Annotated in this window: 20 protein-coding genes; 19 read left to right on the top strand and 1 reads right to left on the bottom strand. The window is 61.6% G+C overall.

What is annotated here, in order from left to right:
• Positions 1-6: 6 nt before the first annotated feature.
• A complete protein-coding gene (locus JOE32_RS11010) occupies positions 7-990 on the top strand; it encodes a S49 family peptidase (protein WP_209983953.1) in 984 nt (327 codons plus the stop codon).
• Between the two features lie 131 nt (positions 991-1,121).
• Here the strand turns inward: JOE32_RS11010 and JOE32_RS11005 are convergent, their stop codons facing one another.
• Entirely contained in the window at positions 1,122-1,700 is a 579-nt protein-coding gene (locus JOE32_RS11005) for a nucleoside triphosphate pyrophosphatase (RefSeq protein WP_209983951.1), read from the bottom strand.
• Positions 1,701-1,805: 105 nt separating this feature from the next.
• Between JOE32_RS11005 and JOE32_RS11000 the strand changes: the two genes are divergently transcribed.
• The 18 genes from JOE32_RS11000 (at position 1,806) to JOE32_RS10915 (ending at position 16,905) form a co-directional block, all read left to right on the top strand.
• Entirely contained in the window at positions 1,806-2,336 is a 531-nt protein-coding gene (locus JOE32_RS11000) for a YceD family protein (RefSeq protein ID WP_003233480.1), read from the top strand.
• Positions 2,337-2,349: 13 nt separating this feature from the next.
• Complete coding sequence (rpmF, locus tag JOE32_RS10995; RefSeq protein WP_003179396.1) at positions 2,350-2,532, top strand: 50S ribosomal protein L32; 183 nt, start codon at positions 2,350-2,352, stop codon at positions 2,530-2,532.
• Positions 2,533-2,536: 4 nt separating this feature from the next.
• Entirely contained in the window at positions 2,537-3,547 is a 1,011-nt protein-coding gene (plsX, locus tag JOE32_RS10990) for a phosphate acyltransferase PlsX (RefSeq protein WP_209983949.1), read from the top strand.
• A gap of 126 nt (positions 3,548-3,673) precedes the next feature.
• Positions 3,674-4,612 carry an ACP S-malonyltransferase gene (gene fabD / locus JOE32_RS10985; protein ID WP_209983946.1) on the top strand — a complete coding sequence of 313 codons (939 nt, stop codon included), beginning with the start codon at positions 3,674-3,676 and terminating at the stop codon, positions 4,610-4,612.
• A 28-nt stretch (positions 4,613-4,640) separates the two neighbouring features.
• Entirely contained in the window at positions 4,641-5,384 is a 744-nt protein-coding gene (gene fabG / locus JOE32_RS10980) for a 3-oxoacyl-ACP reductase FabG (RefSeq protein ID WP_209983944.1), read from the top strand.
• Between the two features lie 191 nt (positions 5,385-5,575).
• A complete protein-coding gene (acpP, locus tag JOE32_RS10975; RefSeq protein ID WP_003175607.1) occupies positions 5,576-5,812 on the top strand; it encodes an acyl carrier protein in 237 nt (78 codons plus the stop codon).
• A 111-nt stretch (positions 5,813-5,923) separates the two neighbouring features.
• The gene (gene fabF / locus JOE32_RS10970) at positions 5,924-7,168 is read left to right on the top strand and encodes a beta-ketoacyl-ACP synthase II (RefSeq protein WP_209983942.1); all 1,245 of its coding nucleotides are present in this window, start codon (positions 5,924-5,926) and stop codon (positions 7,166-7,168) included.
• On the top strand, positions 7,168-7,983 hold the full coding sequence (gene pabC, locus JOE32_RS10965; RefSeq protein ID WP_209983941.1) for an aminodeoxychorismate lyase: 816 nt from the start codon (positions 7,168-7,170) through the stop codon (positions 7,981-7,983). Before fabF ends, pabC begins: the two co-directional genes overlap by 1 nt.
• A gap of 1 nt (position 7,984) precedes the next feature.
• Entirely contained in the window at positions 7,985-9,106 is a 1,122-nt protein-coding gene (gene mltG / locus JOE32_RS10960; RefSeq protein ID WP_209983939.1) for an endolytic transglycosylase MltG, read from the top strand.
• 19 nt (positions 9,107-9,125) lie between these two features.
• Positions 9,126-9,758, top strand: a complete 633-nt coding sequence (gene tmk, locus JOE32_RS10955; protein ID WP_209983936.1) for a dTMP kinase — start codon at positions 9,126-9,128, stop codon at positions 9,756-9,758.
• The gene (locus JOE32_RS10950) at positions 9,751-10,740 is read left to right on the top strand and encodes a DNA polymerase III subunit delta' (RefSeq protein ID WP_015372760.1); all 990 of its coding nucleotides are present in this window, start codon (positions 9,751-9,753) and stop codon (positions 10,738-10,740) included. Before tmk ends, JOE32_RS10950 begins: the two co-directional genes overlap by 8 nt.
• Before the next feature lie 56 nt (positions 10,741-10,796).
• On the top strand, positions 10,797-11,582 hold the full coding sequence (locus JOE32_RS10945; RefSeq protein WP_209983934.1) for a TatD family hydrolase: 786 nt from the start codon (positions 10,797-10,799) through the stop codon (positions 11,580-11,582).
• 443 nt (positions 11,583-12,025) lie between these two features.
• Entirely contained in the window at positions 12,026-12,694 is a 669-nt protein-coding gene (locus JOE32_RS10940) for a TetR/AcrR family transcriptional regulator (RefSeq protein ID WP_209983933.1), read from the top strand.
• Between the two features lie 139 nt (positions 12,695-12,833).
• Positions 12,834-13,802 (top strand): radical SAM protein, encoded by a 969-nt coding sequence (locus JOE32_RS10935; protein ID WP_209983931.1) that lies wholly within the window; start codon positions 12,834-12,836, stop codon positions 13,800-13,802.
• A 138-nt stretch (positions 13,803-13,940) separates the two neighbouring features.
• The gene (locus JOE32_RS10930) at positions 13,941-14,546 is read left to right on the top strand and encodes a DUF4823 domain-containing protein (protein WP_003233456.1); all 606 of its coding nucleotides are present in this window, start codon (positions 13,941-13,943) and stop codon (positions 14,544-14,546) included.
• 16 nt (positions 14,547-14,562) lie between these two features.
• Positions 14,563-15,123, top strand: a complete 561-nt coding sequence (locus JOE32_RS10925) for a DUF1285 domain-containing protein (protein ID WP_209983928.1) — start codon at positions 14,563-14,565, stop codon at positions 15,121-15,123.
• 70 nt (positions 15,124-15,193) lie between these two features.
• Entirely contained in the window at positions 15,194-15,907 is a 714-nt protein-coding gene (locus tag JOE32_RS10920) for a GntR family transcriptional regulator (protein WP_209983926.1), read from the top strand.
• The gene (locus tag JOE32_RS10915; RefSeq protein ID WP_209983924.1) at positions 15,904-16,905 is read left to right on the top strand and encodes an ADP-ribosylglycohydrolase family protein; all 1,002 of its coding nucleotides are present in this window, start codon (positions 15,904-15,906) and stop codon (positions 16,903-16,905) included. The genes JOE32_RS10920 and JOE32_RS10915 overlap by 4 nt, the downstream gene beginning before the upstream one ends.
• The last annotated feature ends 84 nt before the right edge of the window (positions 16,906-16,989 follow it).

Here is a 16,989-nt window from a genome sequence, read left to right as displayed (position 1 = left end):
AAGCGTATGAGTGACGAGTGGAAAGCGCCTGAAAAGGCCGAAAGCGGTGATGACAAAAGCTGGAAGCTGCTGGAGAAGACTCTCCTGGCCAGTGTCCAGGAGCAGCGGCGTGCGCGGCGTTGGGGGATTTTCTTCAAACTGCTGACCTTCACTTACCTGTTGCTGATGCTGGCACTGTTCAGCCCGCTGATGGACATGGAAAAAAGCGCCACCCGTGGCGCCCACTACACTGCCTTGATCGAAGTGCGCGGGGTGATTGCCGACAAGGAACCCGCCAGTGCCGACAATATTGTCGGCAGCCTGCGTGCAGCGTTTGAAGACAGCAAGGTCAAGGGCGTGATCCTGCGCATCAACAGCCCGGGCGGCAGCCCGGTGCAGTCGGGCTATGTCTACGACGAGATTCGCCGCCTGCGTGCCCTGCACCCGGAGACCAAGCTGTACGCGGTGATTTCCGATCTGGGTGCTTCAGGGGCCTACTATATTGCCAGTGCCGCCGACCAGATCTATGCCGACAAGGCCAGCCTGGTGGGCTCCATTGGTGTGACGGCGGCCGGTTACGGTTTTGTCGGCACCATGGAAAAGCTCGGTGTGGAGCGGCGCACCTACACGTCGGGTGAGCACAAGGCGTTCCTGGACCCGTTCCAGCCGCAGAAGGCCGATGAAACCCAGTTCTGGCAGAGCGTGCTGGACACCACCCATCGCCAGTTCATCGCCAGTGTGAAGCAGGGTCGTGGTGATCGGCTGAAGGACAAGGACCATCCAGAGCTGTTTTCCGGGCTGGTGTGGTCGGGCGAGCAAGCCCTGCCGTTGGGCTTGATCGACGGCCTGGGCAGTGCCAGTTCGGTGGCGCGGGATGTGATCGGCGAGAAGGAGTTGGTTGACTTTACGGTAGAGGAATCGCCGTTTGACCGCTTCTCCAAGAAGCTCGGTGCCAGCGTGGCGGAGAAGCTGGCCTTGTATATGGGCTTCCAGGGGCCGGCGCTGCGCTGATCTCTCAAGGCCGATGTGATTCATAGGGGTGAGGGGGCTTGCTCCCGATAGCGGTGCATCAGTCAGCTTATCTACAAGCTGGCCCGCCGCAATCGGGAGCAAGCCCCGCCACATTTGGGTTGTGTGTGGCTTCAGGGGATTTGCACGCCTTCGGCCAGCAGCATGTCCACCAGTCGAATCAGCGGCAGGCCCACCAGGCTCGTGGCGTCTGGCCCTTCGGTACTCTGGAACAAGCTCACACCCAGTCCTTCAGCCTTGAAGCTGCCCGCGCAATCATAAGGTTGCTCGGTATGCAGGTAGCGCTCGATACGTTCGGCATTCAATTCACGCATCTGCACGGTAAACGTCACGCAGTCCACCTGGCAGCGCCCGGTCTGGCTGTTCAGCAGTGCCAGCCCGGTCAGGAAATTCACACGCTTGCCGCTCGCCGCCAGTAACTGTTCGCGGGCGTTTTCGAAGGTGTGCGGCTTGCCGATAATCCGGCCTTCCAGCGCGGCAACCTGATCGGAGCCGATAATCAAGTGTCCGGGATGGCTGCCGGCCAGGGCGCGAGCCTTGCCTTCGGCCAGGCGCTTGACCAGCTCGACCGCGGACTCATTCTGGCGATGGCTTTCGTCGATATCCGGCGAGCTGCACGTGAACGGCAGGTGCAGGCGGCTGAGCAATTGCCGGCGGTAAACCGAGCTGGATGCGAGTAATAAAGGCAGCATGGGCGTCTCCTCAAGGCAGCGGCCGATTCTAGCGGCGTGACCGGCTGACGCACAGGGCTGAATTTCCTTTGACATGGCCGGGTGCATCCCTATAATGCTGCGCCTATGTTGAATGACCCGATTCCACCTCACGTTGACCCGCGCAAATTGGCTGATCGTGGCACTTCCCTTCAAGGTGAAGTACTGCTGGCCGATTTGGAGAGACTCTGCGACCCGCTTTCCGACACTGTCGGTACGGTCCAGGCCAAATTCGTTTTTGAACGAGATGAACGTAAAGCTGTGGTCATTCACAGCGTTATCGACACCGAAGTCAAAATGGTTTGCCAGCGTTGTCTTGAGCTGGTCACCCTGCCAATCCACAGCGAGTGCAGTTATGCCGTGGTGAAGGAGGGTGCGAATACCCAGTCGTTGCCGAAAGGTTATGACGTGCTGGAACTGGGCGAAGATCCTTTGGATCTGCATGCACTGATCGAGGAAGAGCTTCTGCTCGCCTTGCCCATTGTGCCTGCTCATCATCCGGAAGAATGCCAGCAGCCGGAGGGGCTCGATGACGAGCCCGAACCGAGCGAGGACGAGGTAACGCGGTCCAACCCGTTCAGTGTATTGGCGCAGTTAAAGCGTGACCCAAACGTTTAGGAGTTAATCAATTATGGCTGTTCAGCAGAACAAAAAATCCCGCTCCGCCCGTGACATGCGTCGTTCCCACGATGCTCTCGAGGCTAGCACCCTGTCTGTAGAAAAAACCACCGGTGAAGTTCACCTGCGTCACCACGTATCGCCAGAAGGCGTATACCGTGGCCGTAAAGTGATCGACAAGGGCGCTGACGAGTAATCACTTGTCTGCTCAAGTCATCGCGATTGACGCAATGGGCGGGGACTTCGGTCCCCGCAGCATTGTTCAGGCCTGCATTGCCAGCCTGTCTGCCACGCCCTCGCTGCACCTGACCCTCGTCGGTCAACTCTCCCTACTTGAAGAATTGATTGCCAGCCATCCGGCGGTGGATCGCGCGCGCCTGACGATTACGCCGGCCAGCGAAACCATCGGTATGGATGAAAAGCCATCGATGGCCCTGCGCGGCAAGCCCGATTCTTCCATGCGGGTGGCCCTTGAGTTGTTGCGCGATGGCAAGGTGCAGGCCTGTGTCAGCGCCGGCAACACGGGGGCGTTGATGGCATTGTCGCGGCATGTGCTCAAGACGCTGCCGGGGATTGATCGGCCGGCAATGGTGGCGGCAATCCCGACGCAGAAAGGCTATTGCCAGCTGCTGGACCTGGGGGCCAACGTCGATTGCAGTGCCGAGCACCTGTTCCAGTTCGCGGTAATGGGCTCGGTGGCCGCCGAGGCGCTGGGCGTTTCCCGGCCGCGGGTAGCCCTGCTGAATATCGGCACCGAAGACATCAAGGGCAATCAGCAGGTCAAGCTTGCCGCTGGCTTGTTGCAAGGTGCGCGGGGCTTGAATTACATCGGCTTTGTCGAGGGCGACGGCTTGTACCGGGGCGAAGCCGATGTGGTGGTGTGCGACGGGTTTGTCGGCAATATACTGCTCAAGTCCAGCGAAGGCCTGGCGACCATGATTGCCGCGCGGATCGAAGCGTTGTTCAGGCAGAACCTGCTGTCGCGCATGGTCGGTGCGCTGGCGTTGCCCTTGATGCGTCGCTTGCAGGCTGACCTGGCACCGGCCCGGCATAACGGTGCAAGCTTTCTGGGTTTGCAGGGCATTGTGATCAAAAGCCACGGTTCAGCGGGTGTGCAGGGCTTTCAGAGTGCGATTGCGCGGGCCGTGATCGAGATCCAGGAAAACCTGCCGCAACGCCTGCACGGCCGTCTCGAGGACCTGTTGCCTTAGGCGAATCGACCCGGGAATGCTTAAATGTGACCGGCCAGTTCAATTGACCATCCAATCTGTCAGTTTCGTGCGCTCCCATCGTAGGGGTGAGCATTTTCTACGACCAGATCATTAGGGGCTTGTTACATGTCTACATCCCTCGCATTCGTCTTTCCAGGGCAGGGTTCGCAGTCCCTCGGCATGTTGGCCGAGCTGGGCGCGCAATTTCCGCTGATCCTGGACACCTTCAAGGAAGCTTCCGAGGCCCTGGGTTACGACCTCTGGGCACTGACCCAGCAAGGGCCGGAAGAGCAACTCAATCAAACCGATAAAACCCAGCCGGCCATCCTGACCGCCTCGATTGCCCTGTGGCGCGTGTGGCTGGCCGAAGGCGGCGCACATCCGGCATTTGTCGCCGGTCACAGCCTCGGCGAATACAGCGCCCTGGTAGCGGCCGGCAGCCTGACCCTTGCTGAGGCGGTCAAGCTGGTCGAGCGTCGTGGCCAGTTGATGCAGGAAGCCGTCCCGGCCGGGCAGGGCGGCATGGCCGCTATCCTCGGTCTGGACGACGCGGTAGTGATTCAGGCCTGTGCTGAGGCGGCCCAGGGTGAGGTGGTGAGCGCGGTAAACTTCAATTCCCCTGGCCAGGTGGTCATCGCCGGCGCCAAGGCTGCGGTCGAGCGCGCCATGGAAGGCTGCAAGGCACTTGGCGCCAAGCGTGCCTTGCCGTTGCCGGTGAGCGTGCCGTCGCATTGCGAGCTGATGCGCCCGGCAGCCGAGCGGTTTGCCGAGTCCATCGCCGCCATCGACTGGCAGGCGCCGCAGATCCCGCTGGTACAGAACGTCAGTGCGGCCGTTGCCGCCGATCTCGACACCCTCAAGCGCGACCTGCTGGAGCAGTTGTACAAGCCGGTCCGTTGGGTTGAATCGGTGCAGACCCTGGCCGCCAATGGCGCTACGCAGTTGGTCGAGTGCGGCCCGGGCAAAGTCCTGGCTGGCCTCAACAAGCGCTGCGCCGACGGCGTATCGACTGCCAACCTCAATACTCCGGATGCCTTTGCTGCCGCACTCGCGGCGCAGGCTTGACCCGATTTCGAACTTAGGAGAAGCCTGCATGAGTCTGCAAGGTAAAGTTGCACTGGTTACCGGCGCCAGCCGAGGCATTGGCCAGGCGATTGCCCTGGAACTGGGCCGTCAGGGCGCCGTTGTGATCGGTACCGCCACCTCCGCGCCGGGCGCCGAGCGCATTGCCGCGACCCTCAAGGAGCATGGCGTGCAGGGTACCGGTATGGAACTGAATGTGACCAGTGATGAGTCCGTCACGGCCGTACTGGCCGAGATCACGGCACAATTCGGCGCACCGGCTATTCTGGTCAACAATGCTGGCATCACCCGCGATAACCTGGTGATGCGCATGAAAGACGACGAGTGGTACGACGTGGTCGATACCAACCTGAACAGTCTGTTTCGCCTGTCCAAGGGCGTTTTGCGCGGCATGACCAAGGCGCGTTGGGGACGAATTATCAATATTGGCTCCGTAGTGGGTGCCATGGGCAACGCAGGCCAAGTAAACTATGCCTCCGCCAAGGCCGGCCTGGAAGGTTTCAGCCGTGCACTGGCGCGTGAAGTCGGCTCGCGTGCGATTACGGTCAACTCGGTGGCCCCTGGGTTCATCGACACCGATATGACCCGCGAACTGCCGCAAGCACAGCGTGACACCTTGCTTGCGCAGATTCCGCTGGGCCGTCTGGGCCAGGCTCAAGAGATCGCGAATGTGGTCACTTTTCTGGCATCCGACGGTGCGGCATACGTGACTGGGGCTACAATCCCAGTGAACGGCGGGATGTACATGAGTTAAATTGTGACGGATCGCTTCAAAAAAATGTCATACGAGCTGTCTAAAATCCGTTATAAAGCTGCAACTTAATTTATAGGCAGGTGGCCGACCGGGTACAGGGTGAAGCTTTCAGTTGAAAAGCTGAAATGGCTTTCTATACACTTACCCACTGGCCAGCTGCCTGAATTTGTCCATTAGGAGTTAAACAAGGTATGAGCACCATCGAAGAGCGCGTCAAGAAAATCGTTGCCGAGCAACTGGGCGTTAAGGAAGAAGAAGTGGTCAACACTGCCTCCTTCGTAGAAGACCTGGGTGCCGATTCCCTTGACACCGTTGAGCTGGTGATGGCTCTGGAAGAGGAATTCGAGACCGAAATCCCGGACGAAGAAGCTGAAAAAATCACTACTGTTCAAGCTGCTATCGACTACGTTACCAGCCACCAGGCGTAATAGTTTGTAGTCGTCGCTTGCTGTCAGGGAAAAACCGCACTGCTGTAACGGCGTGCGGTTTTTTCTTTAGCGCTGATGAAAAGTGTCGTCATCAAGAAAAAGGAGAGTGCTGTGTCGCGTAGACGCGTCGTAGTCACCGGTATGGGTATGTTGTCGCCACTGGGTACGGATGTGCCGAGCAGTTGGCAGGGCATTCTGGCTGGCCGCAGTGGTATCGGTCTGATCGAACATACGGACCTTTCTGCCTATTCCACCCGTTTTGGCGGCTCGGTAAAGGGCTTCAATGTCGAGGAATATCTCTCGATCAAAGAGTCCCGCAAGCTCGACCTGTTCATTCAATACGGCCTGGCCGCCGGTTTTCAGGCGGTGCGTAACGCAGGCCTGGAAGTCACCGACGCCAACCGTGAGCGTATCGGTGTGGCCATGGGCTCGGGTATTGGCGGTTTGACCAATATCGAAGAAACCAGCCGCATCCTGCACGATTCCGGCCCGCGTCGAATTTCACCGTTCTTCGTACCGGGCTCGATCATCAATATGATTTCCGGTTTCCTGTCCATCCACCTGGGTGCACAGGGCCCCAACTATGCCATTGCCACGGCGTGCACCACGGGCACCCATTGCATCGGCATGGCGGCGCGCAATATCGCCTACGACGAAGCTGACGTGATGATCGCCGGTGGCGCCGAGATGGCCGCCTGCGGGCTGGGTATGGGCGGCTTCGGTGCGTCCCGTGCGCTGTCGACCCGCAACGACGAGCCCACCCGTGCCAGTCGTCCGTGGGACAAGGGCCGTGATGGTTTCGTGCTGTCCGATGGCGCCGGTGCGTTGGTGCTCGAAGAACTGGAGCATGCCAGGGCGCGTGGCGCCACCATCTACGCCGAGCTGATCGGCTTTGGCATGAGTGGCGACGCCTTCCACATGACCTCGCCACCGGCCGACGGTGCCGGTGCTGCGCGGTGCATCACCAATGCCCTGCGCGATGCCAAGGTCAATGCCGACCAGGTGCAGTACATCAATGCCCACGGCACCTCGACGCCGACCGGCGACCTGGCGGAAGCCGAAGCCATCAAATCGGTGTTCGGCGAGCACGCCTACAAGCTGGCGGTCAGCTCCACCAAGTCCATGACCGGCCACTTGCTGGGTGCGGCGGGTGCGGTCGAGGCGATCTTCAGCGTGATGGCCATCAAGGACCAGGTCGCTCCGCCGACCACCAACCTCGATGAGCCGGACGAAGGCTGCGACCTGAACTTCGTGCCCCACGAAGCCCAGCCGATGCCGATCGACGTGGCAATTTCCAACTCGTTCGGTTTTGGTGGCACCAACGGTTCCCTGGTGTTCCGCCGGTTCGCCGAGTGATGCACAGTTGGGTCGACGGTCAGCCAGCGGACAGCGTGCCCCTGAAAGATCGCGGCCTGGCCTACGGTGACGGCCTGTTCGAGACCCTTGCGGTCAAGGGCGGGCGGCCGGTGCTGCTCGAGCGTCACCTGCAGCGTCTCGAAGAGGGTTGCAGGCGCCTCGCCCTGGCGGCGGATCACGGGTTGATCCGCAGCGAAGTACAGGCCTTTGCCGCCGCCCTGGGTGACGGCGTGCTCAAACTGATCCTCACCCGCGGCGACAGCCTGCGCGGCTATGGCATCAACCCCGGCGCCCCGCTGCGTCGAATTCTGCAAGGCTCTGCGCCTGCGACCTATCCCTTGGCCCATGAAACTGTCGGCATCCGCCTGTTTCCCTGCGCCACCCGTTTGGCCGAGCAGCCACTGCTGGCCGGCCTCAAGCACCTTAACCGTCTCGAACAAGTGATCGCCCGCGCGGAATGGCAGGACGCCGAGCATGCCGAAGGCCTGATGCTGGACATGTCCGGTCGCGTCATCGAAGGCGTGTTCAGCAACCTGTTTCTGGTGCGCAACGGCATGTTGCTGACCGCTGATCTGAATCGTTGCGGAGTGGCCGGGATAATGCGCGCCGAGATCCTGGCCCAGGCACAGGCGCTGGGCATCCCGGTGGCCGTGGCTGACATCAGCCTGGAGCACCTGCAGCAGGCCGATGAAGTCTTCGTCTGCAACAGCGTTTATGGCATTTGGCCGGTGCGCGGCTGTGCTGCGATGAGCTGGTCGGTTGGGCCGCTCACCCGTAAACTGCAAGGCATCGTTCGCGCGCTATTGGATATTTGAGTTGATACGAAAACTGATTGTACTGCTGCTGATCGGCCTGTTCTCGGCAGCGTTGCTGGTGGGGGTTGGCGCCTGGAAATACGAGTCTGCCTTCAAGCAGCCGTTGAAATTGTCCCAGGAGCAATTACTCGACGTACCGGCCGGGGCCACCCCGACCGGCACGTTCAACCGCCTGGAAAACGAAGGCGTGATCGACGGTGCCTTCTGGTTGCGTCTGTACTGGCGTTTCAACCTCGACGGCCAGCCTCTGCACAGCGGCGAATACCGCATGACCCCAGGCATGACGGCCCAGGACTTGATTGGTCTGTGGCAGCGCGGCGAAGTGGTGCAATACAGCCTGACCCTGGTCGAAGGCTGGAATTTCCGCCAGGTGCGGTCCGCGCTGGCCAGGCACGACACGATCGTGCAATCCCTTTCCGGTCTCAGCGACAGTGAAGTGATGGACAAGCTCGGTCATCCCGGCGTGTTCCCCGAGGGGCGCTTCTTCCCGGATACCTACCGCTTCGTGCGTGGCATGAGCGATGTCGAACTCCTGAAAAAAGCCTACAACCGCCTGGACGACGTACTCGCCCAGGAGTGGAGCAAGCGCGCCGCCGATGCGCCGTATACCGACCCTTACCAGGCGCTGATCATGGCGTCCCTGGTAGAGAAGGAAACCGGTGTGCCGGAAGAGCGCGCGCAGATCGCCGGGGTGTTTGTGCGCCGCCTGAAGATCGGCATGCAGTTGCAGACCGATCCCACCGTGATCTACGGCCTGGGTGAGCGCTACAACGGCAAGTTGACCCGCGCTCACCTCAAGGAAGCCAACCCCTATAACACCTACATGATTGCCGGCCTGCCGCCGACACCGATTGCCATGGTCGGCCGCGAGGCGATCCATGCCGCGTTGAACCCGGCGCCGGGCAGCAGCCTGTATTTCGTTGCCCGTGGCGATGGCAGCCATATCTTCTCCGACGACCTGGATGCGCATAATGCCGCCGTGCGCGAGTTTCAGCTCAAGCGCCGCGCCGATTACCGCTCCAGCCCGGCGCCGGCGGTGAAGCCGCTGGACGAAGTGACGCCGCCGGCCGACGCCCCGGTCGAGCCCGCGCCGGATACGGCCGCGCCGCAAAGCCCGCAATGACTCTGACTAAGGACCGCCTGTGACTGGCCTGTTTATTACCCTGGAAGGCCCGGAAGGCGCCGGCAAGAGCACCAACCGCGATTATTTGGCCGAGCGCCTGCGTGCGCAGGGTATCGAAGTGGTATTGACCCGCGAACCTGGCGGCACGCCCCTGGCCGAGCGCATCCGCGACGTACTGCTGGCCCCGGCGGATGAGCCGATGAACCCCGACACCGAGCTGCTGCTGGTGTTCGCCGCCCGTGCCCAGCACCTGGCCGAAGTGATTCGCCCGGCCCTGGCGCGCGGTGCGGTGGTGATCTGCGACCGGTTTACCGATTCCACCTACGCCTATCAAGGCGGTGGCCGGGGCCTGTGCCTTGAGCGCATCGCCAGCCTGGAAACCTTCGTGCAGGGCGATTTGCGTCCCGACCTGACGCTGCTGTTCGACCTGCCGGTGGACGTGGGCATGGCCCGCGCGAGTGCTCGTGGCCGCCTGGACCGGTTCGAGCTGGAAGGCCATGGCTTCTTCGATGCCGTACGCAGCGCCTTTATTCGCCGCGCCGAGGCCGAGCCTGCGCGTTATCACCTGCTGGACGCCGCCCAGCCGCTGGCCCGGGTGCAACGGAATATCGACGCCTTGCTGCCCACTTTGCTGGAGCGCGCCCGTGGCTGAAGCCTACCCGTGGCAGGACGGCCTTTGGCAGCAACTGGCCGGCCGTGCCCAGCACGCCCATGCCTATCTGCTGCACGGGCCGATCGGCATCGGCAAACGCGCTCTGGCCGAGCGCCTGATGGCCAGCCTGCTGTGCCAGCGCCCGGTCAACCTGCATGCTTGCGGTGAGTGCAAGTCCTGCCTGCTGCTCAAGGCCGGCAGCCACCCGGACAACTACCTGCTGGAACCTGAGGAAGCGGACAAGGCGATCAAGGTCGACCAGGTGCGCGACCTTGTCAGTTTCGTGGTGCAAACCGCGCAGATGGGCGGGCGCAAGGTGGTGCTGATCGAGCCGGTGGAAGCGATGAACATCAACGCCGCCAACGCGCTGCTCAAAAGTCTGGAAGAACCGTCCGGCGACACCGTACTGCTGCTGGTGAGCCACCAGTCCAGCCGTCTGTTACCGACTATTCGCAGCCGCTGCGTGCAGCAGGCATGCCCGTTACCCAGTGAGGCCATGAGCCTGCAATGGCTGGCGCAGGCGCTGCCGGACTGCGGCGAAGAAGAACGCGTGGAGCTGCTGACCCTGGCCGCTGGTTCACCCTTGGCCGCCGTGAAGCTGCAGGCTCAGGGCGTTCGCGAACAGCGCGCGCTGGTGGTGGACGGTGTGAAGAAGCTGCTCAAGCAAGAATTGTCCGCCACGCAACTGGCCGAAACCGCATGGAAGGATATTCCACTGTTGCTGTTGTTCGATTGGTTCTGCGACTGGTCGAGCCTGATCCTGCGCTATCAGTTGACCCAGGACGAAAGCGGCCTGGGTTTGCCGGATATGCGCAAGGTGGTGCAATACCTTGCGCAGAAAAGTGCGCAGGACAAGGTGCTGGCGATCCAGGACTGGATCCTCGCCCAGCGCCAGAAGGTACTCGGCAAGGCCAACCTCAATCGCGTGCTGTTGCTTGAAGCGCTGCTGGTGCAATGGGTCGGCCTGCTCGGCCGCCGTTAATTTCCACGGCCGACGGGTGTACCGTTGGCCCGCCACTCCTGAAGTCGTGATTTCCTATGCTCGTAGACTCCCATTGCCACCTCGACCGTCTTGACCTCGCCCAGCACGGCGGCTCCCTCGATGCCGCCCTGGAAGCGGCACGCCAGCGCGGGGTAGGGCACTTTCTGTGCATCGGCGTCAGCGCCGAGAACGCCGCCGACGTCAAGGCGCTGGCTGAGCGCTATGCCGATGTGGATTGCTCGGTGGGCATCCACCCGCTCGACCTCAAGCCCGGGGAGGCCCCGGCCCTCGACTGGCTGCTCGGCGAACTCGACCATCCGCGCGTGGTGGCCATCGGTGAAACCGGCCTGGACTACCACTACGAGCCCGAAGCCGCCGAGGTGCAGCAGGCCTCGTTCCGCCTTCACCTGCAAGCGGCCGGGCAGACCGGCAAACCGGTGATCGTCCACACCCGTGGCGCCCGCGCCGACACCCTGACCCTGCTGCGCGAAGCCGCGCTGCCACAGGCGGGCGTACTGCACTGCTTCACCGAAGATTGGGACATGGCCAAGGCCGCTCTGGACCTGGGCTTCTACATTTCACTGTCGGGCATCGTCACCTTCCGCAACGCCGATGCACTGCGCGATGTGGCCCGCCAGGTACCCGCCGACCGTTTGCTGGTGGAGACCGACTCGCCGTACCTGGCGCCGATCCCCCATCGCGGCAAGCCGAACCTGCCGGAATACGTGCGCGACGTGGCGGATTACCTGGCGATGCTGCGCGGGGAGTCTTACGAGCGTTTTGCCGAGCAGACGACCGAGAACTTCAAGCGCTTATTCCCCCTGGCACACGTCGCCGGCTGACCCGCTCAAATCGCAGGCAAAAAAAACCCGGGTTCTGGGGGGGTGAATCCGGGTTAAGACCATTAGGAGTTAACAAGGGCACTCAGTCCGTCGGTACCCAGGTCGCCGCGTCACTTGGGGGAGATGCCGCGCCGACAGTTGAAGTATTGATCAGTATTGGATTCAGTCCAGTCGCGACTGATCGTTTTTTAAACAGATTTGGAATACGCGCGCTTCCCTTGAGTTCTCATTGGGCAGGCACCGGGGCGGATTTCGCGTATTGTTTTTGACTGGTACGGGTAAAAACGTTGGCGTATTGAAGGTAAAGTGCCGGACGGGTTCACATAGGCGTTGCTCAACGACCGTTCAGTCGGGATAATCCCTCGCACCGGGTAAATCGTATCGCCGCGTATCCGTGGCCCTGCGCGAACCCTCCCATTCCGACCTCTGCAGAACTCTTCCTCATGCACAAAGAACCCCGTAAGGTCCGTGAGTTTCGCCGCCGTGAGCAGGAAATTCTCGACACCGCACTCAAGTTGTTTCTCGACCAGGGTGAAGACAGCGTCACCGTCGAGATGATCGCGGATGCCGTGGGTATCGGCAAAGGCACCATCTACAAGCACTTCAAGTCCAAGGCCGAGATCTACCTGCGCCTGATGCTCGACTACGAGCGTGATTTGAACGCGCTGCTGCACTCGGCCGACGTCGACAAGGACAAGGAAGCCCTGTCGCGGGCCTACTTCGAGTTCCGCATGCGGGACCCGCAGCGCTACCGCCTGTTCGATCGTCTGGAAGAGAAGGTGGTCAAAGGCCATCAAGTGCCGGAAATGGTCGAGGAACTGCACAAGATCCGCGCTTCCAACTTCGAACGCCTGACCTTGTTAATCAAAGGTCGCATCAGCGAAGGCAAGCTCGAAGACGTGCCGCCATACTTCCACTACTGCGCGGCCTGGGCTTTGGTGCATGGCGCCGTGGCGCTGTATCACTCGCCGTTCTGGAGCAATGTATTGGAAGACCAGGAAGGCTTTTTCCAGTTCCTGATGGACATCGGTGTGCGCATGGGCAACAAGCGCAAGCACAGCAGCGACCAGCCCGCCGCGGAGCCGAAAACCGGCGAGACCCCGGCCACGTGAGTCATTCGCCACGGTGATGGCGTGATGATTTACTGCCGGGCGCATTACCCCAGGAATATACTCAGGCATGGACCTTGCTAAAAGCTGAGTTATAAGTCAGTTTTCAGTGCGCCCGAATTATCCGCTGCCGGAGTGATCCATGATCGTTGATCGTCAAGGCAGGCGTTTTCGCAATTTGCGAATCAGCCTGACCTCAGCCTGCAATTACGCGTGTACCTACTGCGTGCCCGATGGCAAGCGGCTGGTGGCTGCCCAGGACGAACTCTCGGCCCAGGCCATGGCCCGTGGCGTGGCGTACCTGATCGAAGCGGCCGGTATCGACCGTCTGCGCATCACCGGCGGCGAGCCGCTGGTGAGCCCCAAGCTGGAAGCCTTCATGGGCGCCGTGGGGCAGATGGGGCTCAGTGATATCAGCCTGACCACCAATGGCCAGTTGCTCGCACGCAAACTGCCGCTGCTGGTGGACGCCGGTATTCGGCGCATCAATGTCTCTCTCGACACCCTGGACGCCGACGCTTTTCGCAGCATCGCCCGTGGCGGCGACCTGGCCACCGTCCTCGACGGCATGGACCAGGCCCGCGCCGCCGGCATCAAGATCAAGGTCAACATGGTGCCGCTGCGCGGGCAGAACCTCGACCAGGTCATGCCGCTGCTCGACTACTGCCTGGAGCGCGGCTATGAATTGCGCTTTATCGAATTGATGCGCATGGGCCATCTGGCGAGGGATTCCAACGCGTTCCTGCAGCAATTCGTCAGCCTGCAGCAACTGCTCAGCCTGATCGGCGAGCATCACGAATACCTGCAGGCCAACGCTCCCGTGGATGCCACGGCGGTACGTTATGAAGTGCCGGGCAAAGGCTTCTTCGGGGTGATCGCCAACGAGAGTGTGCCGTTCTGCCGTACCTGTTCGCGATTGCGGCTGTCGTCCACAGGTTGGTTGCACGGTTGCCTGTCGTCGAGTAACCGTCACTACGTCGGCGACCTGCTGGACAAGCCGCGCCATCAGGCACTGCCGGCCCTGCAAGGTCTGCTGATGAAGGCCTTGGGCGACAAACAGGAAGTAGCCTTTTCGGGCGGGGCAACAATCATGAAAATCATCGGCGGCTAACGCTATCCCGTGATTTCACAGCATCCATGTGGGAGGGGGCTTGCTCCCACATTTGATTTGGTTTCCCTGGAGCTGGCGCAGAATCTGCATCTCGTGCCCATTCGCCGGTTTTCCGTCACCGGCTTCTGGAGAATTGGGATGCGTAGTCTGGTTTTGTTGCTGGCGTCGTTGGCGCTGGGTGGTTGCATGACCGTCAGCGATATGGCCGAAGGCACTCGCTATCAAATGAGCGATGCCGGGTTACTTGACCATAGCGACACTCGCCGGACAGCCTCCGTGCGCATACAACCGGATTCCTTCGTCTTTATTGCCCAGGGCAGCTTCGTGCCCCCAGGCAGCGCCTACCCGCGCCCGAATGTGGTGGCCGAAGAAGCCTTCAACGGTTTCGTCGAGTATTTCCCCATGGTGCGCCGCGCCCGTAAACCCGAAGGTCTCGAACAGGCGATGTCCGAGGCCCGTGCGGCCGGTGCCCACTACCTGTTGTACTGCCGCTTTGCCGCCGCCGATGACCGTATAGGCAACGCCGACGAATGGTCGGATCAGGAGGCGCTTGACCGGGTAGGGCTGGACAGCGGTGTGATCCAGATCATGCTGATCGAGACCAGCACCCAGTATTTGATTGATACTGCACGTATTCGCAGTCGTGGCGGTTTACTGACGTTCCACGACAACAGGCCACAGGACCTGATTGCCCGCCCGCTCGCGCAATACGCGCGCAGCCTGCTGGGCATGAGCAATCAGTAACAACAAGGAGACCCCCATGACCGATTCCGCCAAGGCCAACGATCTGTTGGCGCAACTGCCCAAGGGCAAAGGGCCGGCGCCGGTGCATCTGTGGAACCCGGATTTCTGCGGCAACATCGACATGCGCATCGCCCGCGACGGCACCTGGTTCTATCAAGGCACGCCGATCGGGCGCAAGCCGATGGTCAAGCTGTTCTCCAACATCATCCGCCGCGACGGCGATGATTACTTTCTGATTACACCCGTGGAAAAGGTCGGCATCAGCGTGGATGACGCGCCGTTTGTGGCCGTTACCCTCGAGGTGCAAGGGCAGGGCGAAAGCCAGGTGCTGCGCTTTACCACCCACGTTGATGACGTTGTCGAGGCCGGCCAGGAACACCCGCTGCGGGTGGTCACCGACCCCGTCACCCAGCAACCTTCGCCTTATTTGCGCGTGCGCACCAACCTCGAAGCCCTGGTCCATCGCAATGTGTTCTACCAATTGGTGGAGCTTGCGGTGAGCCGTCCGATCAACGGCAGTCACTGGCTTGGGGTATGGAGCGGCGGGGTATTTTTCCCCATCGGCCTGGAGCCCTGAGGCCGCGATTTTCATCTCCCTGAAATAATTCGCTTGCTGCGACCCTGCGCTTTCGGTTATCAATTTGTACATGATTAGACATGTTCGATTTGATAAGAAAAAACGCGTCGTCGACGAGCTCATCCGCCGTATCGAAGCCGGGGTGATGGTCGACGGTTTCCTGCTGCCGGGCGAGCACCAGTTGGCCGAGGAGTTCGCGGTCAGCCGCGGCACTCTGCGTGAAGCGCTGGCCGAACTCAAGCGCCGCAATTACATCGCGACCCAGAGCGGCGTCGGCTCCATCGTCACCTTTGACGGCATGGTGCTGGACCAGCACAGCGGCTGGGCCCAGGCCCTGGCGGACACTGGCGCACGGGTCAACACCGATATCCTGCGCCTTGAAGCCGTGACCCGCAGCGACTTGCTCAGCCGCTTCGGCAGTGACCAGTTCATTGCCCTCGACCGGCGTCGGCGTACCACCGAAGGCACCGCCGTGTCCCTGGAGCGCTCGCTGATGCCCGCGTCCGGTGGCCTGGAAAGCCTGCCCCGCGTCGGCCTGATCGACAACTCCCTGACCATCACCCTGGCCGCCTACGGTTTCATTGGCGCCGCCGGCGACCAATGGATAGGCGCCGAGCCCCTGAACGATGAAGACGCCCGCTTGCTGGGCCGCCCCACGGGCACGGTGTTTCTCAAGGCTTCGCGCACCACATACGATCGGCGCGAGCGTTTCATGGAGTACGTCGAAAGCCTGCTCGACCCCGTGCACTTTCGCCTGCACCTGCAGTTTGGAGCTTCAAAATGACCCGTGAAAATCGCGCACTCGCCGCGTTCCAGGGCCTGGCCCTGGGCGATGCGCTCGGCATGCCCACCCAGTCCCTGAGCCGCGAACAGGTGCAGCAGCGCTTCGGCGCGATCACCGCCCTTGAAGCGGCCGGACCCGACCAGCCCATCGCACCGAACATGCCCGCCGGCTCCATCACCGATGACACCGAGCAGGCGATCCTGGTGGGCCAATTGCTGGTGGAGGGTCGGGGCAACATCGAGCCCACCGTGCTCGCCCAGCGCCTGATCGACTGGGAAGCGGCGATGCGCGCCAAGGGCTCCCAGGACCTGCTGGGCCCGTCCACCAAACGCGCCATCGACATGATCCTGGCCGGCCATACGCCGGAAGAATCAGGGCGCTACGGCACCACCAACGGCGCGGCCATGCGCATCACACCGGTGGGGATTGCCGCCGATATCAGCGACCCGGCGCGCTTCATCCAGGCGGTGATCCAGGCGTGCCAGGTCACCCACAACACCAGCCTGGGCATCTCCAGCGCGGCGGCAGTGGCGGCGGTGGTGTCGGCCGGCATCAATGGTGCGGACCTGGGCGAAGCCCTGAACATCGGCGTGCAGATCGCGCAAAAGGCCGAAGGCCACGGCCACTGGATCGCCGGCGGACGTATCTCCACGCGCATCAGTTGGGCACGCACCTTGAGCGTCGGCAGCGGCGACAAAGCCCTGTTCGCCGACTTGCTCTACGAACTGATCGGCACGTCCGTCGCTTCGCAGGAATCGGTGGTGGTGTCATTTGCCCTGGCCCAACAGGTGGCGGTCGGCGCGATGAACGCGTTTGAAGCCGTGTGCCTGGCCGCGAGCCTGGGCGGTGACACCGATACCATCGCCGCGATTCTCGGCGCCATGCTCGGCGCGTGCCTGGGTATGCAGTGCTGGCCGCAGGCATTGATTGAACAGGTCAAGCGCGTGAATGACCTGGACTTGCAGCCGTTGGTCCAGGGGCTGCTCGCATTGCGCTAACGCCACAGATCAAAAAAATCGCATTGAGTCAGGACCGCTGGCTACAGCTTCAACTTGAAGATTTGCCACAACCACAACAATACA

The organism is Pseudomonas sp. PvP025 (genome assembly GCF_017832155.1).
GTDB lineage: Bacteria > Pseudomonadota > Gammaproteobacteria > Pseudomonadales > Pseudomonadaceae > Aquipseudomonas.
The sequence above is the reverse complement of the archived record's forward strand: the minus strand, read 5'-3'. Positions and strand labels throughout refer to the sequence as shown.